The organism is Marinobacter sediminicola, assembly GCF_031157525.1.
Taxonomy (GTDB): domain Bacteria; phylum Pseudomonadota; class Gammaproteobacteria; order Pseudomonadales; family Oleiphilaceae; genus Marinobacter; species Marinobacter sediminicola.
The window spans coordinates 143,195-164,523 of sequence record NZ_JAVIXR010000002.1 but is presented as its reverse complement, the minus strand read 5'-3'; the positions used below and the strand labels follow the sequence as shown (position 1 = coordinate 164,523).

Here is a 21,329-nt window from a genome sequence, read left to right as displayed (position 1 = left end):
ATATCTGATTGGGAGAAAACTATGGATTTCCAGTTGACCGAAGAGCAAAACATGCTGGTAAGCACAACAGCAGCTTTTGTCGAAAAAGAACTGTTGCCACATGAAGATGCCGTTGAAGCCAGCGGCGAGGTAAGCCCGGAGCTCGCTGCGACCATCACGCAGAAGGCACTGGAGGCCGGCCTGTATGCGTTTAATATGCCCGAATCAGTGGGAGGACTGGGTATTGATCACGTTTCCCAGGCTCTGATTGAGCGGGAGTTGGCAAAAGTCTCGTGGGCGCTGCAGGTGTTTGTCGCGCGCCCAAGCAATATCCTGATGGCATGCAGAGGGGAGCAGATAAACGATTATCTGATGCCGTGCGTTCGCGGCGAGAAAGCGGACTGTTTTGCTCTGACTGAGCCAGGTGCGGGTTCTGATGCATCGGGTATCACCACCCGTGCGCGCAAAGACGGCGACAGCTTCGTGATTAATGGCGGCAAACATTTTATAAGCCATGCGGGCGAAGCCGACTTTGCTATTGTGTTTGCGGTTACCGGTACTGATAACTCGTCGGGACGTCCCCGTAATCAGGTTACCTCGTTTCTGGTGGATAAGGGCACCCCGGGTTTCACCGTCCGCCGTGGCCCCATCTGCGTCAGTAACCGTGGTTACCACCAGTATGAATTGTTTTTTGATGATTGCCGGGTACATGAGTCCAAAGTTCTGGGTGACGTGGGTAAAGGCTGGGATGTGGCGAATGCCTGGCTGACCGCGGGACGGGTCATGGTGGCTGCTCACTGCGTTGGCCAAGCTCAGCGTGCGCAGGCGCTTGCAACGCAATGGGCCGCCGACAGAAAACAATTTGGCAAAGCGATCGGTGCCAATCAGGGTATTTCGTTCAAGCTGGCAGACATGGTCACTGAGATTCGGGCGGCCGAGTTGATGACGTTGCATGCTGCCTGGAAGATGGATCAGGGCACGATGACCGATGGCGACGCCGGCATGGCAAAGCTCTATGCCAGTGAAATGCTGGGGCGTGTGACCGATGAGGCGGTACAAATCTACGGTGGTATGGGGCTAATGAATGAAACGACCGTAGAGCGGTTGTGGCGAAATGCCCGAATCGAGCGAATCTGGGAAGGTACGTCGGAAATACAGCGTCACATCATTTCCAAGGAACTGTTGAGAGCTCAAACGTAAAAACGATTATTGCCCAAAGAAAGCTTTAGATCTTCTAATAATAAATAGGTCGCATAGAGGCATTTAGTAATGAAATCAACAACAAACGTGGTTAAAAAACAGGAGGCCCAGATAGATCGACATATCTTCTGGCCTGCGTGCATCATTGTTACCGCCGTTATCATCGTGATGATCGTGTTCGAAAGTCAGACGCAAGCAGCGATCAAGGTTGCGTTTGAGTTTGTCACCAATCAACTGGGGTTCGCCTATATCTGGGCCGGAGCGTTTTTCTTTGGTGCGGTGTTATGGCTCTCACTGGGGCGCTACAACCAGGTTCGGCTCGGTGGACCGGATGCCAAGCCGGAATTCTCGAGGCTTAGCTGGATCGTGATGTTCTTTTGCTCCGGTATAGGCACGTCGCTGATTTTCTGGTCGTCCATTGAGTGGACCTACTACTTTACTGCGCCACCGTTTGGTCTGGAGCCAAAAAGTGATACGGCGGCTGACTACGCTGCGATGTACGGCATGTTTCACTGGGGGCCGTTAGCTTGGGCGTTTTATTGTCTGACGGCTTTCCCTATAGGCTATGCGTTCTATAACCGTAAACAATCGCAGTTGCGCTTGAGTGCGGGTTGCGCGGGCCTCATTGGTGATAAAAATGCCAACGGTCTTGCGGGCAAGGTAATTGATATTGTGATGGTGTTTGGCTTGGTCGGAGGCATTGGTACCGTGTTGGCTTCAGGCACGCCAATGTTGGCTGAAGCCGTTAGTCGTTTGTTTGGTATCGAACACACCTTCAATGTTGACATTGGAGTTGTACTGATTTGGGTTGTCATTTTTGTCACCTCAGTTGTGCTGGGATTAAAGCGCGGTATTCAGCGCCTAAGCCAGATCAATCTGTATGCTCTGAGTATCCTCTGCGTCATGATTTTCATTGGTGGTCCGACTTTCTTCATGCTGAACAGCTTTACCAACAGCGTGGGTTTGCTGGTCACTGAGTTCGCTCATATGGCGTTCTACACCGATCCCGTGGCCGAAAGCATGTTCCCGCAATGGTGGACCATTTTTTACTGGGCCTGGTGGGTCGCAATGGGGCCTTATATGGGCATTTTTATCGCTCGGATATCCCGTGGCCGTACCTTCCGTGATATCGGGCTGACGGTGCTGGGAGCCGGCAGTGCTGGGTGCATTTTATTCTTTGTCCTGTTTGGCAGCGTTTCCATGCATGCCGAACTGAGCGGTACCTTTCCGGTGATCGAGACCATCGCCAGCGACGGTCCTTCGGCTGCCATTTTAGGCACGTTGGAGCAGTTGCCATTCTACGACATTATTTTGGTGCTATTTATCATGGTGGGCTTTGTGTACTCCGGTACAACGGTTGATTCGTCCGCGTATGTATTGGCTTCGGTAACCTCGCGCAACCTTGGTGAGGGTATTGAGCCAAATGTTGCTAACCGGTTTTTCTGGGCAGTAGCGCTGGGGGCCGCAGGACTGGTGTTGATGAATGCTGGTGGACTGGAGCCGCTAAAAACCGCAAGCCTCGTTGTTGGCGTGCCCTTAATGGTGGTGATGTTTATGTCCTTCGTCTCGCTGTTGCGCTGGTTGCGCGTGGATTACCCGGAGTTGCAGTCATCACTGACTCAGGTGAGCAGGGGCGTAGTGGTTAAAGCATCACCAATCAGGGTCAGAGAACCTTTAGCAGGAGCGAAATAGCATGTTTAAAACGCGGATTACGGAACTGTTTGGAGTTGAGCATCCCGTCCTTCAGGGCGGGATGCAGCGAGTGTCAACGGCAGAGCTGGTTTCAGCAGTTGCCAATGCGGGCGCAATGGGGTTTCTTACCGCACTGACACAACCAACGCCCGAGGCCTTGGCGCAAGAGATTGTTCGTACAAAGGCAATGACCAACAAGCCGTTTGGCGTAAATCTCACAATTTTGCCCACGCTTACACCACCCCCCTATGCGGAGTACGCACAGGTCATCATTGATTCTGGCGTCAAATTTGTCGAAACCGCGGGGCGCAGCCCTGAGCCTTTCATGGCGGCGTTCAAGGCTGCCGGCATCAAAGTGGTCCACAAATGCACCTCGGTACGCCATGCACTGAAGGCGCAAGAGGTTGGTTGCGATGCGGTGATCATTGACGGTTTTGAGGCCGCTGGGCATCCGGGCGAAGATGATATTCCATCACTGGTGTTAGTGCCGAGCACGGTGGATGCGCTGAGCATTCCTGTCGTTGCCTGCGGGGGCTTTAGTGATGCCCGTGGCTTGGTCGCAGCCCTGGCCATGGGTGCCGAGGGCATGAGCATGGGCACCCGCTTCTTATGCACGGTGGAGGCTCCGGTGCATCAGAACTTGAAAGACAAACTAGTGGCGAGTAGCGAGCGGGATACGCAGCTTATTTTCCGTAAATTCCGCAACACCGCGCGGGTGCATCGTAATGCTGTTGCAGAAGAAGTGGCACGCATTGAACAGCGGGAAGGCAGCGAGTTTTCGGATGTGGCTGAACTGGTGGCAGGCAAGCGCGGTGCGATAGTGCTGGAAACAGGCGATATGGAGCAGGGGATTTGGTGGGCAGGAATGTCTCAGGGCTTGGTCCATGATATTCCAACAGTCGACGAATTGGTCAAGCGTATTGTGTCGGAAGCGACCGAGATTGTTCGCGGACGCCTAGCCGGGCTAACAATTGCCTGATACGAAATGAGTTGAGTTGAGATGTTTTATGACTTTGGCCCCCTCGGGGGCTTTTTTTATGATTCGTCTGGGGACGTTGTACGTAGTTTATGCAGCTTACGATCGGCTGACGGTGTGCAGTTATAGGTGGAGCGGTAATTTCGTATGAGTGCAGCAGACGAGTTAAAGCCAGTGCGCACAGCAATTTGAGTAATGCTGAAATTCGTTTCCCGCAATAATCGCCGGGCTGCAGCCGCGCGCAGAAAAATATAGTAGCGGGCTGGTGTCGTTTCTAAAATGTTGCGGAATTCCCGTTCCAGTTGTCGCTGTGACGTACCCACATGCAGTGCTAGGTCCGAGATGGCCAGCGGCGTTTCAATATTGGCCTCCATAACTTTAACCGCTTTGGCCAGGCGTGGTGCTCGCATACTGAGCCGTGCGGAAGTAAATTCCCGTTGCTGGCTGCTTCCAGGGCGCTCGATATCAAAAATCAGGAACTCAGCAACCTCGATCGCCAGTTGCTCGCCGTGGTGCCGGCGAATCACTTCCAGTATCAGATCCATCGACGTGCTGGCGCCCCCGGTAGTGATTCTGTCTCGGTCAATAACGTAACGGTCGGCACACACTTTGATCTCAGGGAATGCTTCCTGGAACACTTCAAGCTCTGCCCAGTGAATGGTCGCCCGGTAGCCGCTTAACAGGCCTGCTCTGGCGAGCGCAAACGCCCCCGCATCCAAACCGGCGATTTGTTTGGCATAGGGCTTCAGTTTCTTGAGTTGGTGAACCAGCTCAGGCGTGATGTAAGATTTGTAGTTGTAGCTGGCGAGAACAAACAGAATGTCCAGCGGAGCCGTGTCCGGAATGTCGGAGATGCTTTTGTTAACTGGAAATGTCAGGCCGCTGGTGCTTGAAACACTGTGACCATTAAGAGAAAACAAGTGCCACTTGGCGACCGGTTGGTCAGATAAGTCATTGGCGGCCCGGAGCGGCTCTATGAGGTTAGAAAAGCATAGATTGCTGAATTCTGGTAATAAAAGGATGCCGTAGTTTTTGATCACGACGCTGTTATCCTGAGTTATGCTCTTGGTTTTAATATTAAATTAAGAAATAAAGCCCCTGTGAAGGGGCGATATCAAAACCTGACAGTGGTAACCCAGCAGTCTATCAGCGCACCAGAACCCGCGATAAAAACGCCTGAGTCCGCTCGTTCTGAGGGTTATCAAACACGTCGTCTGGCTTACCTTCCTCTACAATCTGGCCTTCGTGAATGTAGATCACGCGGTCGGCCACTTCCCGGGCGAAGCCCATTTCGTGGGTGACCACCATCATGGTCATGCCTTCTTTTGCCAGTTCCCGCATTACGTCGAGCACTTCACCGATCATTTCCGGGTCCAGCGCGGAAGTAGGCTCGTCGAACAGCATCAACCGCGGTTCCATGGCCAGGGCGCGAGCGATAGCAACTCGCTGCTGCTGGCCACCAGAGAGGTGGCTGGGGAATTTATCTGCCTGGCTGCCAATGCCCACCCGTTCCAGTAAACGCTCGGCTGTTGCGTTGGCAACCACCTGCGGTGTGTCTTTCACTTTCTGGGGTGCCAGCATGATGTTCTTCTTCACCGTTAGGTGAGGAAACAGGTTGAACTGCTGGAATACCATGCCCACTTCTTTACGGATTTCTGCAAGAACCTGCTGATTGCCGCCTTTCGGGGCCAGGGCCTGGCCATCTACTTCCAGATGGCCGGATTCAAACTCTTCCAGACCATTAACACAGCGGATCAATGTGGATTTACCAGAGCCACTGGCGCCTATGATTACCACCACTTCGCCCTGTTCTACGGTTAAATCGATTTCTTTAAGGACATGCAGTTTGCCGAAGTACTTGTTCATGCCCTTCATTTGTACAATGTGATTCATGGGTCAAGTTCCTTCAGACAGAGGCCAGTCCGCGCCGTTCAACCAGGCGGAGAATCAGGGACAGCGAGAGGGTGATGGCCAGATACATAATCGCGACCACGAAATACACCTCAAAGGCGGTGAAGGTACTGGCAATGTAAACCTGGCCCTGACGAACGAGTTCGCCCACGCCAATAACCGAGAACAAAGAGGTGTCCTTGATGCTTACAATGGCCTGATTACCAAGCGGCGGAATCATGCGCCGGAAGGCTTGTGGCCAGATGATCGACCAGAATGTCTGAGTGCGGGACAAGCCCAGAGAGAGCCCGGCTTCTGCCTGGCCTTTATCGATGGACTGAACGCCACCGCGTACCACTTCAGAAATGTAAGCGCCCGAGTTCAGCGCAATCGCGGCGATACCCGCGGTAAGAGGGTCGATAGGGCCTCCGATCAGATCTGGCAGGCCGTAAAAAATAAACAGAACCTGAACAAGAATCGGGGTGCCTCGGAAGATTTCGATATAGGCCGTTGCAGGCCATTTCAGAAACCATTTTTTATTGATGCTCAGCAAGCCAAAAAGAATACCCAGGGCAAAGCCGATCATCAGGCCGCCAAAGGAAATCATCAGGGTGTAGGGAATCCCCTTGATAAGGAAGGGAATCGAGTTGATGGCTGCTTGCCAGTCGAATTGGAACTGGGAATCCACAGTGTGCGTCTCCGCAGGGGTTGGGGGCAGAAGTCGCCGGAGCAATTAGCCCCGGCGCTACAAATCAAAGGGCCTGGCGGCCCTTTAGCCTTTACTTGCCTTCCGGCATGGGGCCAAACCACTTTTCGTAAATGGTTTTGTAGGTTCCATCTTCTTTCATTGAAGCGAGGGCCTCGTTGACCTCGTCAACCCACTCACTGCCGTCTTTCAGCGCGATGCCATACTGCTGGCCTTCGTAAAGCTCGCCGACGGTTTTCACCTTGCCTTTGCCCTTGGTGCTGGCGAAGTAGCCAACGTTCGGGGCGTCGTAGAATACAGCGTCTACCGCACCAGACATCAATGCCATGTACATGTCTGAGCTACCTGGATAGGGCGTAACACCGCTGTTTTTATCCAGGTTCTTTTTCAGGAAATCGTAACTGGTGCTGCCAATTTTGGAGCCGATTTTCAGGCCTTCAAGATCGGAGATCTCTGTGACTTTATCGTTGTTCTGACGAACCAGAATTCTCAGGCCGGAGTCGTAGTACGGGTCGGAGAAATCAACAATTTTTTCACGCTCGTCGGTGATGGTAATGCCGGCAATGGCGATATCCACGTTGCCTGTTTGCAGGGCCGGAATAATGCCGTTGAAGTCCATGGTGTTGAGCTTGTAGTCAAAGCCGGCACGCTTGGATACCTCGGCGATGATTTCCATGTCGAAGCCGATCATTTCACCGGTTTCTTGATCCAGCATCTCAAACGGAACAAAACTGGGGTCGGTAGCCACTCGCAGGGTTTCAGCGCTTACGGTGCTAGCTGCGATGGTAAGGGCCAGACCTGTACCCAGAGTTTTCAGCCATTTCGTGCTCATGCTTTCTCCTTTCGTTCTTATTGAGGCTCCATTTGCCCGATAAGGCAGGCCGGGTGGTTCACTGTTGATGACCGTGACCCCAGGGGAGCATTAGTGGAACTGCATCACGTACACTTTAGACTATGACTCAGGTGAGCGCCGGAAATCAAATGCTTGGAGGGGGAAATCCCTCTCCGCTTGCGGGAGAGGGATGGGGGGAGGAGCAGAGGAGAAAGCCTCAGAAAGAGATTCTTTCCCGCTCACTGATACCCAGGTTTTTCCAGATGCTGATGCTCGGCTCAGCCTGGTTCAGGGTATAAAAGTGCAACCCCGGAGCGCCGGCTTTCAACAGCTTCTCGCACATATCTGTGATCACTTCCTCACCGAACTTGCGGATGCTGGCAGTGTCGTCGCCGTAGGCTTCAAGCTGCTTGCGAATCCAGCGCGGTATCTCTGCTCCGCACATGTCAGAGAAGCGCACCAGGCTTGAGAAGTTCACGATGGGCATAATGCCGGGTACCACTGGAATGGTAACCCCGAGCTTTTCCAGCCGATCAATGAAATAGAAGTAGCTCTCCGGATTGAAGAAGTACTGAGTAATGGCGCTGTTGGCACCAGCCTCCACCTTGCGGGCGAAGTTTTTCAGATCCTCTTCAGCGTTCCGTGCCTGCGGATGAAACTCCGGGTAGGCCGCTACTTCCAGGTTGAAGTGATCGCCGCTGTGCTCGCGGATAAACTCAACCAGTTCGTTGGCATAGCGCATCTCGCCGGATGCACCCATACCGGAAGGCATGTCACCGCGAAGGGCAACAATCCGGTTGATACCGTTTTCTTTATACACATCCAGCAGTTCCGCGATCTCTGCCCGCGTACCACCGACGCAAGAGAGATGTGGCGCTGTGGAAATGCCCTGCTTGTGCAGGTCAACCACGGTTTCAATAGTGCGGTCCCGAGTGGAACCGCCCGCACCGAAGGTAACCGAGAAAAAATCCGGATTCACCTCGGCCAACTGATCGCGAACAACCTGAAGCTTTTCCTTGCCCAAGTCGGTCTTGGGTGGGAAGAACTCAAAGCTGAAGCGGCGTTTAAATTGCTTCTGGGATTGCATCTTGTTACCCGATATTAGTACTTGTAGCTTTCTGGCTTGTACGGGCCTTCGACCGGTACACCAATGTATTGCGCCTGTTCCGGGGTCATCTTGGTGATTACGCCACCAAAACCTTCAACCATGGCGAGGGCCACTTCTTCGTCGAGCTTCTTCGGCAGAACCTGAACATAGATGCCTTTCTCGCGGGCTTCTTCCGGCAGATCTGCGAACTTACGCTCGAACAGGTACATCTGCGCCAGAACCTGGTTGGCAAAAGAGCCATCCATGATGCGTGAAGGGTGACCCGTCGCGTTGCCCAGGTTTACCAGGCGGCCTTCGGAAAGCAGGATCAGGTGGTCGTTAACAGCTTTGTCACGGTAGATCACGTGAACCTGAGGCTTAACTTCGTCCCATTCCCAGTTCTTACGCATGAATGCAGTATCGATTTCGTTATCGAAGTGACCGATGTTGCACACAACCGCACCGGATTTAAGGGCCTTGAGCATGTGCGCGTCGCACACGTTCATGTTGCCGGTGGTGGTGACCAGAATGTCGGTGTTTTGCAGCAGGGCTCTGTCGATGCCTGCTTCGGTACCGGTGTTCACGCCATTGATGTACGGGGAAACAACCTCGTAGCCGTCCATACAGGCCTGCATGGCACAGATGGGATCAGCTTCGGTTACCTTCACAATCATGCCTTCCTGGCGCAGTGAAGCGGCGGAGCCTTTGCCCACGTCGCCGTAACCGATTACCAGGGCTTTTTTGCCGGCCATCAAGTGGTCAGTGCCGCGCTTGATGGCGTCGTTAAGGCTGTGACGGCAACCGTACTTGTTGTCGTTCTTGGATTTGGTAACGGCATCGTTCACGTTGATAGCCGGAACTTTCAAAGTGCCGTCGCGCAGCATTTCCTGCAGGCGGTGTACACCAGTGGTGGTCTCTTCGGTCACACCGTGGCAGTTGGCCAGGATTTCCGGGTACTTGTCATGGAGCAGGGCAGTCAGGTCGCCGCCATCGTCCAGGATCATGTTGGGTTCCCAGCCTTCTACGTCTGCACCGATAGTGCGCTCAAGGCACCATTCGTATTCTTCGTCGGTTTCGCCTTTCCAGGCAAAAACAGGGATGTTCTGGGCAGCAATGGCAGCAGCCGCCTGATCCTGGGTGGAGAAGATGTTGCACGATGACCAGCGAACGTCTGCGCCCAGCTCGATCAGGGTTTCGATCAGTACGGCTGTCTGAATGGTCATGTGAATGCAGCCCATGATGTTGGCGCCTTTCAGCGGCTGCTCGGCTTTGTACTTCTCGCGCAGAGCCATCAGGGCGGGCATTTCGCCTTCTGCGATTTTGATTTCTTTACGGCCCCAATCGGCCAGATTGATATCGCGGACTTTGTAGTCTTCGAAGTTACTCATGGGTGTGCTCCAGTCAGTTCGGTTTAGGCGTATGAGGTCTTTCATACGCCTGAAATTTGTTTAGATGCCAGCAGCGTCTTTAAGCGCGGCTGCACGGTCAGTCTTTTCCCAAGGGAAGGTGGTGAAGGTCTTGCCGGCAACGGTTACTTCTTCTGGCTCGCGACCGAAGTGGCCGTAGGCTGCGGTGGCCCGGTACATGGGGTGCAGCAGGTCGAGCATGTTGGTGATGGCATAAGGACGCAGATCGAAGTGCTGGCGTACCAGTTCGATGATCTTGTCGTCGCCAATAGTGCCGGTGCCGAAGGTGTTCACAGAGATTGACGTTGGCTGTGCCACGCCGATGGCGTAGGACACCTGAATCTCACACTTGTCGGCAAGGCCAGCAGCCACGATGTTTTTGGCAACATAACGGCCGGCGTAAGCGGCAGAGCGGTCAACCTTCGAGGGGTCTTTGCCGGAGAAAGCGCCGCCACCGTGGCGAGCCATGCCGCCGTAGGTATCTACGATGATCTTACGGCCGGTCAGGCCGCAGTCGCCAACGGGGCCACCGATAACGAACTTGCCAGTCGGGTTGATGTGGAACTGGGTGCCTTTGTGCAGCAATTCTGCAGGCAGAACGTTCTTCACAATCAGCTCCATTACGGCTTCTTTCAGATCCGCCTGGCTAACGTCCGGATCGTGCTGGGTTGAGAGAACAACCGCATCAATACCCACAACTTTGCCGTTTTCGTAGCGGCAGGTTACCTGGCTCTTTGCATCCGGGCGCAGCCAGGGCAGCACGCCGTTTTTGCGAGCTTCGGCCTGGCGTTCTACCAAACGGTGGGCAAAGGTGATCGGTGCAGGCATCAGCACTTCGGTTTCATTGCTGGCGTAGCCAAACATCAGGCCCTGGTCGCCCGCGCCCTGATCTTCAGGCTTCTGGCGGTCAACGCCTTGGGCGATATCAACAGACTGTTTGCCGATGATATTGATAATGCCGCAGGTGTCGGCGTCGAAGCCTACATCTGAGGAGGTGTAGCCGATGTCTTTGATTACGCCACGAACCAGGTCTTCCAGATCAACCCAGGCGCTGGTGGTGATTTCACCGCCTACGATAGCAACACCGGTTTTTACCATCGTCTCGCAAGCAACGCGGGCGTGAGGGTCTTCTATGAGAATAGAATCCAGAACCGCATCGGAGATTTGGTCGGCCAGTTTGTCCGGGTGGCCTTCGGAGACCGATTCGGAGGTGAAGATGTTGTAATCAGACATAGCGTTGCTCCTTTGTGAGCGTTTCGAAATCTTGCCGGAGGCTGGGTGCTGCTGCAGGCGCCGGCTGAGTTATTTGTTTTGGTTCGAGGCGTGTAAGTACTACTACGTACGCCAATATCAAAGTTTTTTGATATTCCACGCCAGAGGGCGGAATGTCAGGGTTTGATGCGTATTCGGTTATCGCAGCGGTAACTGGGTTTTCCAGAACTCCCTTACCTGAATCTGGAAGCCGTTTCGCAAGCCGATAAACAGCTGCTCGCCGGCCTTCAAGCCCGCCGCAGTTGCCCATGCGGTAAGCTCTTCCGGTTCGAATCCAAGCCACAGATCACCGCAGTTTTCTTTCGCCCAAATCTGGTCGTGCCGGCACAGATCGCTGATCATCAGGCAGCCGCCGTTATTCATCAGGGCTGCCGCATCCAGAAAAATGTCTGCCGGGCTGGGCACGTGGTGCAGCACCATATTGGCCACTACAAGATCAAACGCATCCCCTCGGGCTAACAATGTGTCGGTAACACCCTCAATCAAATCAACATTATTCAAATGCTCGTCAATGCAGGTGCGCGTTGCCTTCGCGAGCATATCCCGGCTGTTATCCAGGCCCACAACGTGGTCGCACAGCTCCGATAGCACCGGCAGAAAACCACCTTCGCCGGGGCCGATTTCCAACGCTGTTTGCCAGTGCTTCTTCTTCGTTCGTTTGCGGATCATATCCGCGACAGGCCCGGCGTACAGGTCGAATGCGGCAATCAGCTCCTGCTGCTCCCGGAACTGCTCCGAATGCCGCGAAAAGAACGCCTGGGACTGGTCCGCACGCTGATCACGAATGGATTCAATCTTCTCCTGCAGGTGCGCGGGTAAAGGCGCGCGGTCCACTGCTTCAAAAATCTGACGAATGGTCAGGTCTGTTGGCTTGTCGTTGTCCAGGTGCAGCGGGCGACGGTAAAAAATCGCGTTGCCTTCACGCTGAGGCTCAACCAGGCCGGCCTTATGCATCACTTTCAGGTGATGGCTCATGCCGGATTGGCGCATATCGAACAACTGGCTCAACTCCAACACACCAAACGTATCCCGGCGCAGCACTCGCAGTACCTCTAAGCGCAACGGGTCGCCGCTTGCCTTGAAGATCGGGGCAAGGACGTCCACGGAGGATATTTGGTGAGAGTGCGTGCTTAAGCTTGTCATGGTTGCGGAGTGTAAGGGGGTTGGGGCGCTCAATCAATAGGCATATCAAAGTTTTTTGATATAGATTTATCATTCTTTGAAATCAGTCTCTTTCGGTAATTCCCAACAGAATAACCCGAGATAAGAGGTACACCGATTTGCCCCGGCACACCCTAATCGGCGAAAATACGCGCCTTATTTTTAAGCAGCTTTTTATTGCCCTTTGAAAAGCACTGGTTTGTTACTTACTTCCTTGAAAAACATTGGAGAAACGTAAATGCCCTCTCGTAAAGATCTCGCCAACGCCGTTCGCGCGCTGAGCATGGATGCGGTTCAGAAAGCTAAATCTGGCCATCCGGGTGCGCCCATGGGTATGGCGGATATCGCCGAGGTGCTGTGGAACGATTATCTGAGCCACAACCCGGCCAATCCTGAGTGGGCCAACCGCGACCGCTTCGTACTCTCCAATGGTCACGGCTCCATGCTGCAGTATTCACTCCTGCACCTGAGTGGTTACGACGTTTCCATTGAAGACATCAAAAACTTCCGGCAGCTGCACTCCAAAACGCCGGGCCACCCGGAATACGGTTACACCCCGGGCGTAGAAACCACCACTGGCCCGCTGGGGCAGGGCATTGCCAATGCCGTAGGTTTTGCACTGGCAGAAAAAGCGCTGGCGGCGCAGTTCAACCGCCCTGGCCATAACGTAGTAGATCACTACACCTACGCTTTCCTGGGCGACGGTTGCCTCATGGAAGGCATCTCCCACGAGGTGTCCTCACTGGCCGGCACTTTGGGCCTTGGCAAACTGATCATGTTCTACGACGACAACGGCATCTCCATCGATGGCAAGATCGAAGGCTGGTTTACCGATAATACGCCGCAGCGTTTTGAGTCCTACGGCTGGCAGGTTATCCCGAATGTCGATGGCCACGATGGTGAAGCAGTGCGTGCTGCGGTTGAAAAGGCGCGTGCGAATACCGATCAGCCAACATTGATCTGCTGCAAAACCGTGATCGGTTTTGGCTCCCCCAACAAGCAGGGCAGCGAATCCTCCCACGGCGCGCCTCTGGGCGACGATGAAATCGCACTGACCCGCGAAGCGCTGGGCTGGGCCCACGGCCCGTTTGAAGTGCCCGCCGACATCTACGCAGCATGGAACGCCAAAGAGAAAGGCGCCAAAGCTGAAAGCGACTGGAACGAAACCTTCGCAGCTTATGAAAAAGCTGAGCCAGAACTGGCGGCCGAGCTGAAGCGCCGCATGGCGGGTGACCTGCCTGCCGACTTCTCTGAAAAAGCCCAGGCGTACATTCAGGAATGTCAGGACAAGAGCGAAACCATCGCCAGCCGTAAGGCTTCCCTGAACACCCTGAACGCCTATGGCCCAATGCTGCCGGAACTGCTGGGTGGCTCTGCAGACCTGGCCGGTTCCAACCTCACTATCTGGGGTGGCACCAAAGGACTCACGAAAGAAGACGCCAGCGGCAACTACGTTTATTACGGCGTTCGTGAATTCGGCATGGCAGCCATCATGAACGGTGTTGCCCTGCACGGCGGCTTTGTGCCCTACGGCGCAACTTTCCTGATCTTCATGGAATACTGCCGCAACGCCGTGCGCATGGCGGCACTGATGAAGCAGCGCTCCATCTATGTGTTCACCCACGACTCCATTGGTCTTGGCGAAGATGGCCCCACACACCAGCCGATCGAACAGCTGGCCAGCCTGCGTACCACGCCGAACATGAGCACCTGGCGCCCGGCCGACGCAGTAGAATCTGCCGTCGCCTGGAAAGCCGCTCTTGAGCGTAACGACGGCCCGAGCGCTTTGATCTTCTCTCGCCAGAACCTGCCAGCCCAAACCCGTGATGCACAGCAGTTGGCAGACGTAGCCAAGGGCGCTTATGTGCTGTCTGACAGCGAAGGCACTCCGGATCTCATCTTCATCGCTACTGGCTCTGAAGTGAGCCTGGCACAGGATGCCGCCGCCAAACTGCGCGAGCAGGGCAAAAAGGTGCGCGTTGTTTCCATGCCCTCTACCGATGTGTTCGACGCCCAGAGCGCCGAGTACAAGCAGCAGGTACTGCCACTGGAAGTCACCAACCGCATTGCTATCGAAGCGGCGATTGCGGATTACTGGTACAAGTACGTTGGCCTGGACGGCCGCATTGTGGGCATGACCACCTTCGGTGAATCCGCACCTGCCGGCGAACTGTTCAAGGAGTTCGGCTTTACCGTAGAGAACATTCTGGAAGTGTCTGCAGAGCTGCTGGACGCCTGATGACAGACTCCGTGCCCTTTCGTATTGCCATCAACGGGTATGGCCGTATTGGCCAGTGCGTGTTGCGTGCTCTGTACGAAAACGGTTTTCGCGATCACCTTCAGGTGGTCGCGATTAACGAGCTTTCTGATATCGACACCATTGCACACCTGACCCGCTACGATTCCACCCATGGCCGGTTCACCGGAAGCATTGCCGTGCAGGGGCAGGATTTGATCATCAACGGTGATCCTATCCGCATACTGCGCCATGCAGATCCGGCGGAACTGCCGTGGAAAGAACTGGATATCGATCTGGTACTGGAGTGCTCTGGTTCATACACCGACCGGGCCACGGCTGAATTACACCTTCAGGCGGGTGCGAAGCGACTGCTGTTCTCCCAACCGGCAGAATCAGACGTCGATCGCACCGTGGTGTTTGGCATTAACGAAACGGAAATCACCGCAGACGATCGCATAGTGGCAGCAGGCTCCTGCACCACCAACTGCCTTGTTCCGGTGATAACCGTATTGGATAAAGCCTTTGGCGTGGAGCAGGGCAGTACCACCACCATTCACGCTGCCATGAACGACCAGCCGGTGATTGATGCCTATCACCAGCAGGATTTGCGGCTTACCCGTAGCGCACTGCACAACATAGTGCCGGTAGATACCGGGCTGGCGCGGGGCGTAGAACGCTTGCTTCCGCAAATGGAAGGCCGCTTCAGCTCAGTGGCCTTGCGCGTGCCCACCATGAACGTGTCTGCCATCGACATGGTGTTCAACGTGCGAGAAGCCACCGACGTACCCTCGGTAAACCGTGTATTGAAGGATGCCGCCGATGGCCCGCTAAAAGGCATACTCGGATACACCGACGAACTGCTGGCCAGCTCCGACTTCAACCATGATTCCCACTCCGGCGTAGTAGATGGCGGCCAAACCCGCGTAACCCGGGGCACCATGGTGAAAGTGTTATGCTGGTTTGATAACGAATGGGGATTTGCCAGCCGCATGCTGGATGTAAGCCAAAGCTGGCTATCCCGGCTTTAAACTCTTTGCCAATTAATTGAACTAACGGAACCCAGATCATGGCCATTAAAAAAATGACCGACCTGAACCTCGCTGGCAAGCGGGTTCTGATCCGCGAAGACCTCAACGTGCCGGTAAAGAACGGCGTGATATCCAGCGATGCCCGCATCCGCGCCTCCCTGCCAACCATCAAGGCCGCCAGAGACGCTGGCGCCAAAGTGATGTTGATGTCTCACCTGGGCCGCCCGGAAGAAGGCGTGTACGACGAAGCCTCCTCCCTCAAGCCCGTTGCAGAAAACCTCACCAACGCTCTGGGCCAGGAAGTGCGCCTGATTAAAGATTACCTCGGCGGTGTTGAAGTGGCCGACGGTGAAGTGGTTCTGTTTGAAAACGTTCGCTTCAACAAAGGCGAGAAGAAAGACGACGAAACCCTGGCCAAGCAATACGCAGCCCTGTGCGACATCTACGTGATGGACGCCTTCGGCACAGCCCACCGCGCCCAGGCTTCCACCCACGGCGTTGCAAAGTTTGCACCAGAAGCTTGCGCTGGACCATTGCTGGCGGCAGAGCTGGAAGCCCTGGGCAAAGCCCTGGATAACCCGGCCAAACCTGTCGTCGCCATTGTTGGTGGCGCGAAAGTATCCACCAAGCTCGACGTACTCAACGCGCTGGAAAACGTGTGTGACCAGATTATTGTCGGTGGCGGCATCGCCAACACCTTCCTGGCCGCAGCCGGCCACCCAGTTGGCAAGTCCCTGTGCGAACATGAACTCTTGGACACTGCCAAAGACATCGCTTCCCGCGTTAACATCCCCCTGCCGGTCGACGTAGTGGTGGCCAGTGAGTTTTCAGAAAACGCCACCGCCACTGTTCGGAACATTGAAGACGTTACTGAAGACGACATGATTCTCGACGCAGGCCCTCAAACCGCCGGCCAATTCGCCGAATTGCTCAAGAGCGCCAAAACCATTCTGTGGAATGGCCCGGTAGGCGTGTTCGAGTTTGAGCAGTTTGGCAACGGCACCAAAACCCTGGCCGAAGCCATCGCCGAAAGCGACGCCTTCTCACTGGCCGGTGGTGGAGACACAGTGGCGGCCGTTGACAAATACGGCATAGCTGACAAGATCTCATACATTTCCACCGGCGGTGGCGCCTTCCTGGAGTTTGTGGAAGGCAAAGTGCTGCCAGCCGTAGCCGTACTGGAAGAGCGCGGCGCGTAAGCATTCGTTCCAAACAATTTTGAAACTGAAACTTTAAAAGCTAAAACCAAGGAGACAACCAAATGGCCCTGATTTCGCTGCGGCAAATGCTGGATCACGCCGCCGAGCACGGTTACGGTGTGCCAGCCTTTAACGTAAACAACCTGGAACAGATGCGCGCCATCATGGAAGCTGCCGACAAAACCGATTCCCCGGTTATTGTTCAGGCCTCTGCAGGCGCCCGCAAATACGCCGGAGCCCCCTTTCTGCGCCACCTGATTCTTGCGGCCATTGAAGAATGGCCACACATCCCGGTGGTAATGCACCAGGATCACGGCACCAGCCCGGCCATTTGCCAGCGCTCCATCCAATTGGGCTTCAGCTCCGTAATGATGGACGGCTCCCTGGGCGAAGACGGCAAAACGCCTATGGACTACGACTACAACGTAGACGTAACCCGCCGCACCGTTGAAATGGCCCACGCCTGTGGCGTATCTGTAGAAGGCGAGCTGGGTTGCCTGGGCTCTCTGGAAACCGGCCAGGCCGGTGAAGAAGACGGCATTGGCGCGGAAGGCACTCTGGATATGAGCCAGATGCTGACCGATCCGGAAGAAGCCGCGGACTTCGTGAAGAAAACCCACGTAGACGCACTGGCCATCGCCATCGGCACCAGCCACGGCGCTTACAAGTTCACCCGCCCACCCACGGGCGACATTCTGGCCATCAACCAGATCAAAGCCATCCACGCCCGCATTCCAGACACTCACCTGGTAATGCACGGCTCCAGCTCCGTACCTCAGGAGTGGCTGAAAGTAATCAACGAATTCGGTGGCGAGATTCCCGAAACCTACGGTGTACCGGTTGAGGAAATTGTAGAAGGCATCAAGCACGGTGTGCGTAAAGTAAACATCGACACCGACCTGCGCCTTGCAAGCACCGGCGCAGTACGCCGCTTCATGGCCCAGAACCCGGCCGAATTCGACCCACGCAAATTCCTGCAGGCCACCATGGTAGCCATGACAGACATCTGCGTAGCTCGTTACGAAGCTTTCGGCTGTGCTGGCCAGGCCAGCAAGATCAAGCCCATCAACCTGGAGCTGATGTATCAGCGCTATGAGTCTGGTGAGCTGGACCCGAAAGTTAAGTAAGTTGCTTTGAAACAGCCCTGGACGTCTTGCCTGGGGCTGTGTTTTACCTTCCTGATTTCCTTCTCGTTAACTCCCCCATCATAGAATTAACTAAATTTTGCAAAAGCCGAAGGTAAATTGTCGCGATATAGTCTAATGTAGCTAGCTATTCGCAATGGACGCGCTTGCTAGTTAAGGATAACGGCCGATGACCTCTTCAGTACGACTCCAGATTCTCGATTTCAATTCCGGGTACTTCGCCTCATTTATGCCTATTGGGCACAGCTATGCCTGTGGCTGGTTTACGGCTGTTTGAAAGAAAACTTAGACCGGCTATGCGAAATGGTAAGGCGGCCAACGAACATCGGTATTGCAATAATGGCGAGGTCACGCGATGACAGAGTGTAAAAAGCTTTGGTTATCTATATCTATCGAGTTTTATGGAGAGCATGAGTGGAACTCTAAAGGTGGTGTGGTTCATTGGACGCATCATGACCCTGCAGGTCGGCACGAAGCTGGTTGGCTTAAGCATAATGGGGTTGTATACAAATAGACCTATAGTAAATAGCTGCTTAGGATCGCCAGTTAATTCGGAAAAGGACTGGCCGTATTTATTAAATGGCCAAGAGTAAATAATTATAACCCTGGCAATTTAGGATGTTGATTTTGAAAAAAATAGTAACAGTATTAATTGCTGTCTTTATCTCTGGCTTGGTTCAGGCTCAGGAGGTAACGAAAGAGCAGTGGGTTTCAGCTATGAAAGTAGTGTTGCCAGCGGCAATGTGTCAGTCGGCCGAGTTTTTCAGGCAGTGTTATAAAATTTCAGCAGTCGAGTGTGAAGAGGTGGCTTCATCTACAACACGCGCTTGTCTTAATAATCTTGATGCTAAAATGCCTTCTAAACTTGTCCTGCCTGAAGATGGAGCGTTTTGGGGTGATAAGGTCGGCCAGTGTGCCGGTGTTGCATATAGCACTGTGATTCAAGAAAAATTCACAAATAATGAAAACTGCCTAAATCCCGGAAACTGGCAATAGATTAGGTGTGTGGCAGCGAAGTTACGTGAAATATGAGATTGTGTTTTATGAGATTGTCTGCTGTTTATCGAACATGAAATGTAATTGCTTTGTTTCATATTTTCTACACGTCATGTACAACGAAAAAATCATCAACCATAAACTCGTAAAGGAGTTGAAATGAGCAGTAAAGCAATAGAGAAGTTTGGAGCGGCATACGAATATGCGGGCTTTTGGATCAGGGCTGGAGCATCGTTGATTGACGGGATTATTATTTTATGTATTACAGTTCCCATTTTGTACATGATTTACGGGGACTCATATTTCTATTCTGATGATTTTATATTGGGTGGCGCTGATTTTCTGATTTCCTATGTGCTGCCCTTTATCGCGACAGTGTTGTTTTGGATGCATAAGTCAGCCACGCCAGGAAAAATGGCGGTAAAAGCTATTGTTGTTGACGCACGTACTGGAAATAGGCCTACGGTTCAACAGTCGGTTATTCGCTATATTGGATATTTTGTTTCTACCATTCCTTTATTTTTGGGTTTGTTCTGGGTGGCGTGGGATAGCAAGAAGCAGGGTTGGCACGACAAAATGGCAGGTACCGTCGTGATCCGCCCAAAGAATAGAGGCGTTCAAAGTGTTGAGTTTACAGAAAGCTAAGAGCTAGCTCATAACAATCAGGCGCTGTATTGCGCATGCGACACCTCTGTTTTGTGCGCTATCTTTAGGAAGTTAATGGAATATAGCTCGCTTCATGTATCAAGGTATGCCTTAGCTCTAAATGTGCTTTTCCGGTGCTTTCCAAAATTATTAGCTGCGATTCCTTTTGGTAGAAAGCATACGGCAACGATCAGGACTTTGCCCTGATATTGAGAACGTAATATCAAATGTGCACCTACCACCAGCCGACAGCACGCCCCACTGTCGCCTGGCCAATGAAAACTGGGGCAAGAAAAGGGAATTTGAATGAACTGGTATCTACAAGTCTTGAAAAAATACGCCATATTCAACGGCAGAGCGAGAAGAGCGGAATATTGGTGGTTCGTCTTGTTCAATATCATCATCAGTCTTGCTCTTGGAGCAATTGATGGTGTTACTGGGACGTTTAGCCCAGAAGCCGGGTTGGGCTTGCTTGGCGGGCTATACACACTGGCTGTTTTGCTCCCCAGCCTAGCGGTAACCGTGCGCCGGCTTCATGACACTGGCCGGAGTGGCTGGTGGTTTCTGATGGTGTTTGTTCCGCTTATCGGTGCAATCGTGCTGCTGGTGTTTATGGTTCTGGATAGCAAGCCTGGGCAAAACCAGTACGGTCCGAATCCTAAGGAAGCGGCTGCCTAACTGGATCACTCAGCGGGTGGGCTTGGCCCCCCCCGCTGAGCCCCGTCTTTCAGACTAAAGTGCTTCATTTTACTTTCGTCACTTGTGATAAGCGCGAAGAGCAGTATTCTAGTTAGAAACCACTGAATTTCGGCCATGACAGAGCTTGCGTATGGAAGTTAGCGCCAAAGCGCCAACCGCTTTAATCGAAGCAGGGTACTCGGTTAGCCCCATTTTTTGCTGGAGTGTATCCCTGCTTCTGTTGATATTGCTGTTGGCTGGCGCTTGGTGCCTTCTGCGTTTCCGCCGTGCTATGGCTGCTCAAAGTTTGTTAGTGCAGGAGCTGCGCGAGGGCGCGGATTCGTTTCGCTATCTTGTTGAAAATGCGCACGAAGGGATTGCCGTGGTGCAAAACACACGGTTGGTCTACCTGAACCCGCGCATGTGTGAAATGAGCGGGTATGGTGAAGCTGAGCTCAAGGCGTTGCCGTCCTTCATGCCCCTCATTCATCCCTCAGCACGGGATGAAATGATGGCTAATTATCAGCGCCGTATTGCAGGGGAGGGGGCACCGCATCGTTACGAAAGCCTCTTTCTACGCAAGGATGGCACCAGCTACCCTATTGAAATAAGTGGCGCAGCGATTGTTTGGGGTGGGCAGCCAGCAACGCTGAATATGCTCTCTGATATTTCCGACCGTAAGGCGGCTGAAGAAAAGATTCTGTACCTGGCTCACCACGACAGTCTCACTGGCCTTGTTAATCGCTCAGTGTTAAATGAGCGAATCAAGCAAACCATTGGTTTGGCGCAGCGCAGTAAAGACCCGTTTGCCGTGTTATTCATCGACCTTAATGCTTTCAAGCAAGTAAATGATACCTACGGGCACGAGGCGGGAGACGCTTTGCTGCAGCAGGTGGCTCAACGCATCAAACAGCAACTGAGAGATACGGACACTTTTGCCCGTATTGGCGGCGATGAATTTGTAGTTTTGCTGCCTCAAATAAAGGATAACCAAGGGGTGAATCAAATCATGGCCCGCATTGAAGAGGCTATGGCTGAGCTCTTTCAGATTCAGCACCATACGCTGCAATGCCATGTGAGCCAGGGTGCGGCGCTATACCCTGAAGACGGAACATCGGTACAAGCGTTGTTGAGCCAGGCTGATAAAAATATGTATGCGGATAAATGTAATTACTACGTAAGCAATAACTAGCGCTCC

At 53.5% G+C, this 21,329-nt stretch carries 20 protein-coding genes; 12 read left to right on the top strand and 8 right to left on the bottom strand.

All coding sequences use genetic code 11. The annotated features are described in order from the left end of the window. Positions 1-21 precede the first annotated feature (21 nt). The 3 genes from RG807_RS03465 (at position 22) to RG807_RS03455 (ending at position 3,850) form a co-directional block, all read left to right on the top strand. The gene (locus tag RG807_RS03465; RefSeq protein ID WP_309043638.1) at positions 22-1,179 is read left to right on the top strand and encodes an acyl-CoA dehydrogenase family protein; all 1,158 of its coding nucleotides are present in this window, start codon (positions 22-24) and stop codon (positions 1,177-1,179) included. Positions 1,180-1,248: 69 nt separating this feature from the next. Beyond that, positions 1,249-2,871: a BCCT family transporter gene (locus RG807_RS03460; RefSeq protein ID WP_309043637.1), complete on the top strand. Its 1,623-nt coding sequence runs from the start codon at positions 1,249-1,251 to the stop codon at positions 2,869-2,871. A 1-nt stretch (position 2,872) separates the two neighbouring features. Further along, positions 2,873-3,850: an NAD(P)H-dependent flavin oxidoreductase gene (locus RG807_RS03455; protein ID WP_309043636.1), complete on the top strand. Its 978-nt coding sequence runs from the start codon at positions 2,873-2,875 to the stop codon at positions 3,848-3,850. Positions 3,851-3,906: 56 nt separating this feature from the next. Here the strand turns inward: RG807_RS03455 and RG807_RS03450 are convergent, their stop codons facing one another. The 8 genes from RG807_RS03450 to RG807_RS03415 all read right to left on the bottom strand — a co-directional run bounded on the left by RG807_RS03450 (position 3,907) and on the right by RG807_RS03415 (position 12,183). Further along, positions 3,907-4,887, bottom strand: coding sequence for a GlxA family transcriptional regulator (locus RG807_RS03450; RefSeq protein ID WP_309043635.1), 981 nt, complete (start codon positions 4,885-4,887; stop codon positions 3,907-3,909). 106 nt (positions 4,888-4,993) lie between these two features. After that, positions 4,994-5,740, bottom strand: coding sequence for an amino acid ABC transporter ATP-binding protein (locus tag RG807_RS03445; protein WP_309043634.1), 747 nt, complete (start codon positions 5,738-5,740; stop codon positions 4,994-4,996). 13 nt (positions 5,741-5,753) lie between these two features. Continuing rightward, positions 5,754-6,425 carry an amino acid ABC transporter permease gene (locus RG807_RS03440; RefSeq protein ID WP_309043633.1) on the bottom strand — a complete coding sequence of 224 codons (672 nt, stop codon included), beginning with the start codon at positions 6,423-6,425 and terminating at the stop codon, positions 5,754-5,756. Between the two features lie 91 nt (positions 6,426-6,516). Further along, complete coding sequence (locus RG807_RS03435; RefSeq protein WP_309043632.1) at positions 6,517-7,275, bottom strand: transporter substrate-binding domain-containing protein; 759 nt, start codon at positions 7,273-7,275, stop codon at positions 6,517-6,519. 217 nt (positions 7,276-7,492) lie between these two features. Then, positions 7,493-8,362: a methylenetetrahydrofolate reductase [NAD(P)H] gene (metF, locus tag RG807_RS03430; protein WP_298448915.1), complete on the bottom strand. Its 870-nt coding sequence runs from the start codon at positions 8,360-8,362 to the stop codon at positions 7,493-7,495. A gap of 14 nt (positions 8,363-8,376) precedes the next feature. Next, positions 8,377-9,750 (bottom strand): adenosylhomocysteinase, encoded by a 1,374-nt coding sequence (gene ahcY / locus RG807_RS03425; RefSeq protein ID WP_435404651.1) that lies wholly within the window; start codon positions 9,748-9,750, stop codon positions 8,377-8,379. 60 nt (positions 9,751-9,810) lie between these two features. Further along, a complete protein-coding gene (gene metK / locus RG807_RS03420; protein WP_309043630.1) occupies positions 9,811-11,001 on the bottom strand; it encodes a methionine adenosyltransferase in 1,191 nt (396 codons plus the stop codon). A gap of 177 nt (positions 11,002-11,178) precedes the next feature. Then, positions 11,179-12,183, bottom strand: coding sequence for an ArsR/SmtB family transcription factor (locus RG807_RS03415; RefSeq protein WP_309043629.1), 1,005 nt, complete (start codon positions 12,181-12,183; stop codon positions 11,179-11,181). 256 nt (positions 12,184-12,439) lie between these two features. On the opposite strand from RG807_RS03415, the gene tkt reads away from it, so the two are divergent. The 9 genes from tkt (at position 12,440) to RG807_RS03370 (ending at position 21,323) form a co-directional block, all read left to right on the top strand. Then, positions 12,440-14,440, top strand: a complete 2,001-nt coding sequence (tkt, locus tag RG807_RS03410) for a transketolase (protein ID WP_309043628.1) — start codon at positions 12,440-12,442, stop codon at positions 14,438-14,440. Then, positions 14,440-15,468 (top strand): type I glyceraldehyde-3-phosphate dehydrogenase, encoded by a 1,029-nt coding sequence (locus RG807_RS03405; RefSeq protein ID WP_309043627.1) that lies wholly within the window; start codon positions 14,440-14,442, stop codon positions 15,466-15,468. Before tkt ends, RG807_RS03405 begins: the two co-directional genes overlap by 1 nt. A gap of 38 nt (positions 15,469-15,506) precedes the next feature. Continuing rightward, positions 15,507-16,667, top strand: a complete 1,161-nt coding sequence (locus RG807_RS03400) for a phosphoglycerate kinase (protein ID WP_309043625.1) — start codon at positions 15,507-15,509, stop codon at positions 16,665-16,667. 62 nt (positions 16,668-16,729) lie between these two features. Then, positions 16,730-17,794 (top strand): class II fructose-bisphosphate aldolase, encoded by a 1,065-nt coding sequence (gene fba, locus RG807_RS03395; protein ID WP_298448901.1) that lies wholly within the window; start codon positions 16,730-16,732, stop codon positions 17,792-17,794. 373 nt (positions 17,795-18,167) lie between these two features. After that, the gene (locus tag RG807_RS03390; protein WP_353962118.1) at positions 18,168-18,326 is read left to right on the top strand and encodes a DUF3465 domain-containing protein; all 159 of its coding nucleotides are present in this window, start codon (positions 18,168-18,170) and stop codon (positions 18,324-18,326) included. Between the two features lie 113 nt (positions 18,327-18,439). Further along, entirely contained in the window at positions 18,440-18,808 is a 369-nt protein-coding gene (locus RG807_RS03385) for a hypothetical protein (RefSeq protein WP_309043624.1), read from the top strand. Between the two features lie 159 nt (positions 18,809-18,967). Beyond that, on the top strand, positions 18,968-19,453 hold the full coding sequence (locus RG807_RS03380) for an RDD family protein (RefSeq protein ID WP_309043623.1): 486 nt from the start codon (positions 18,968-18,970) through the stop codon (positions 19,451-19,453). A 306-nt stretch (positions 19,454-19,759) separates the two neighbouring features. Beyond that, positions 19,760-20,131: a DUF805 domain-containing protein gene (locus RG807_RS03375; protein ID WP_309043622.1), complete on the top strand. Its 372-nt coding sequence runs from the start codon at positions 19,760-19,762 to the stop codon at positions 20,129-20,131. 151 nt (positions 20,132-20,282) lie between these two features. After that, positions 20,283-21,323: a diguanylate cyclase domain-containing protein gene (locus RG807_RS03370; protein ID WP_309043621.1), complete on the top strand. Its 1,041-nt coding sequence runs from the start codon at positions 20,283-20,285 to the stop codon at positions 21,321-21,323. Positions 21,324-21,329 lie beyond the last annotated feature (6 nt).

Excerpts from the sequence above, each read along its gene's own strand:
- RG807_RS03465 (WP_309043638.1), top strand. The coding sequence starts at position 22 with ATGGATTTCCAGTTGACCGAAGAGCAAAACATGCTGGTAAGCACAACA.
- RG807_RS03460 (WP_309043637.1), top strand. The coding sequence starts at position 1,249 with ATGAAATCAACAACAAACGTGGTTAAAAAACAGGAGGCCCAGATAGAT.
- RG807_RS03455 (WP_309043636.1), top strand. The coding sequence starts at position 2,873 with ATGTTTAAAACGCGGATTACGGAACTGTTTGGAGTTGAGCATCCCGTC.
- RG807_RS03445 (WP_309043634.1), bottom strand. The coding sequence starts at position 5,740 with ATGAATCACATTGTACAAATGAAGGGCATGAACAAGTACTTCGGCAAA.
- RG807_RS03435 (WP_309043632.1), bottom strand. The coding sequence starts at position 7,275 with ATGAGCACGAAATGGCTGAAAACTCTGGGTACAGGTCTGGCCCTTACC.
- metF (WP_298448915.1), bottom strand. The coding sequence starts at position 8,362 with ATGCAATCCCAGAAGCAATTTAAACGCCGCTTCAGCTTTGAGTTCTTC.
- ahcY (WP_435404651.1), bottom strand. The coding sequence starts at position 9,750 with ATGAGTAACTTCGAAGACTACAAAGTCCGCGATATCAATCTGGCCGAT.
- metK (WP_309043630.1), bottom strand. The coding sequence starts at position 11,001 with ATGTCTGATTACAACATCTTCACCTCCGAATCGGTCTCCGAAGGCCAC.
- RG807_RS03415 (WP_309043629.1), bottom strand. The coding sequence starts at position 12,183 with ATGACAAGCTTAAGCACGCACTCTCACCAAATATCCTCCGTGGACGTC.
- tkt (WP_309043628.1), top strand. The coding sequence starts at position 12,440 with ATGCCCTCTCGTAAAGATCTCGCCAACGCCGTTCGCGCGCTGAGCATG.
- RG807_RS03405 (WP_309043627.1), top strand. The coding sequence starts at position 14,440 with ATGACAGACTCCGTGCCCTTTCGTATTGCCATCAACGGGTATGGCCGT.
- RG807_RS03400 (WP_309043625.1), top strand. The coding sequence starts at position 15,507 with ATGGCCATTAAAAAAATGACCGACCTGAACCTCGCTGGCAAGCGGGTT.
- fba (WP_298448901.1), top strand. The coding sequence starts at position 16,730 with ATGGCCCTGATTTCGCTGCGGCAAATGCTGGATCACGCCGCCGAGCAC.
- RG807_RS03390 (WP_353962118.1), top strand. The coding sequence starts at position 18,168 with ATGACAGAGTGTAAAAAGCTTTGGTTATCTATATCTATCGAGTTTTAT.
- RG807_RS03380 (WP_309043623.1), top strand. The coding sequence starts at position 18,968 with ATGAGCAGTAAAGCAATAGAGAAGTTTGGAGCGGCATACGAATATGCG.
- RG807_RS03375 (WP_309043622.1), top strand. The coding sequence starts at position 19,760 with ATGAACTGGTATCTACAAGTCTTGAAAAAATACGCCATATTCAACGGC.
- RG807_RS03370 (WP_309043621.1), top strand. The coding sequence starts at position 20,283 with ATGGAAGTTAGCGCCAAAGCGCCAACCGCTTTAATCGAAGCAGGGTAC.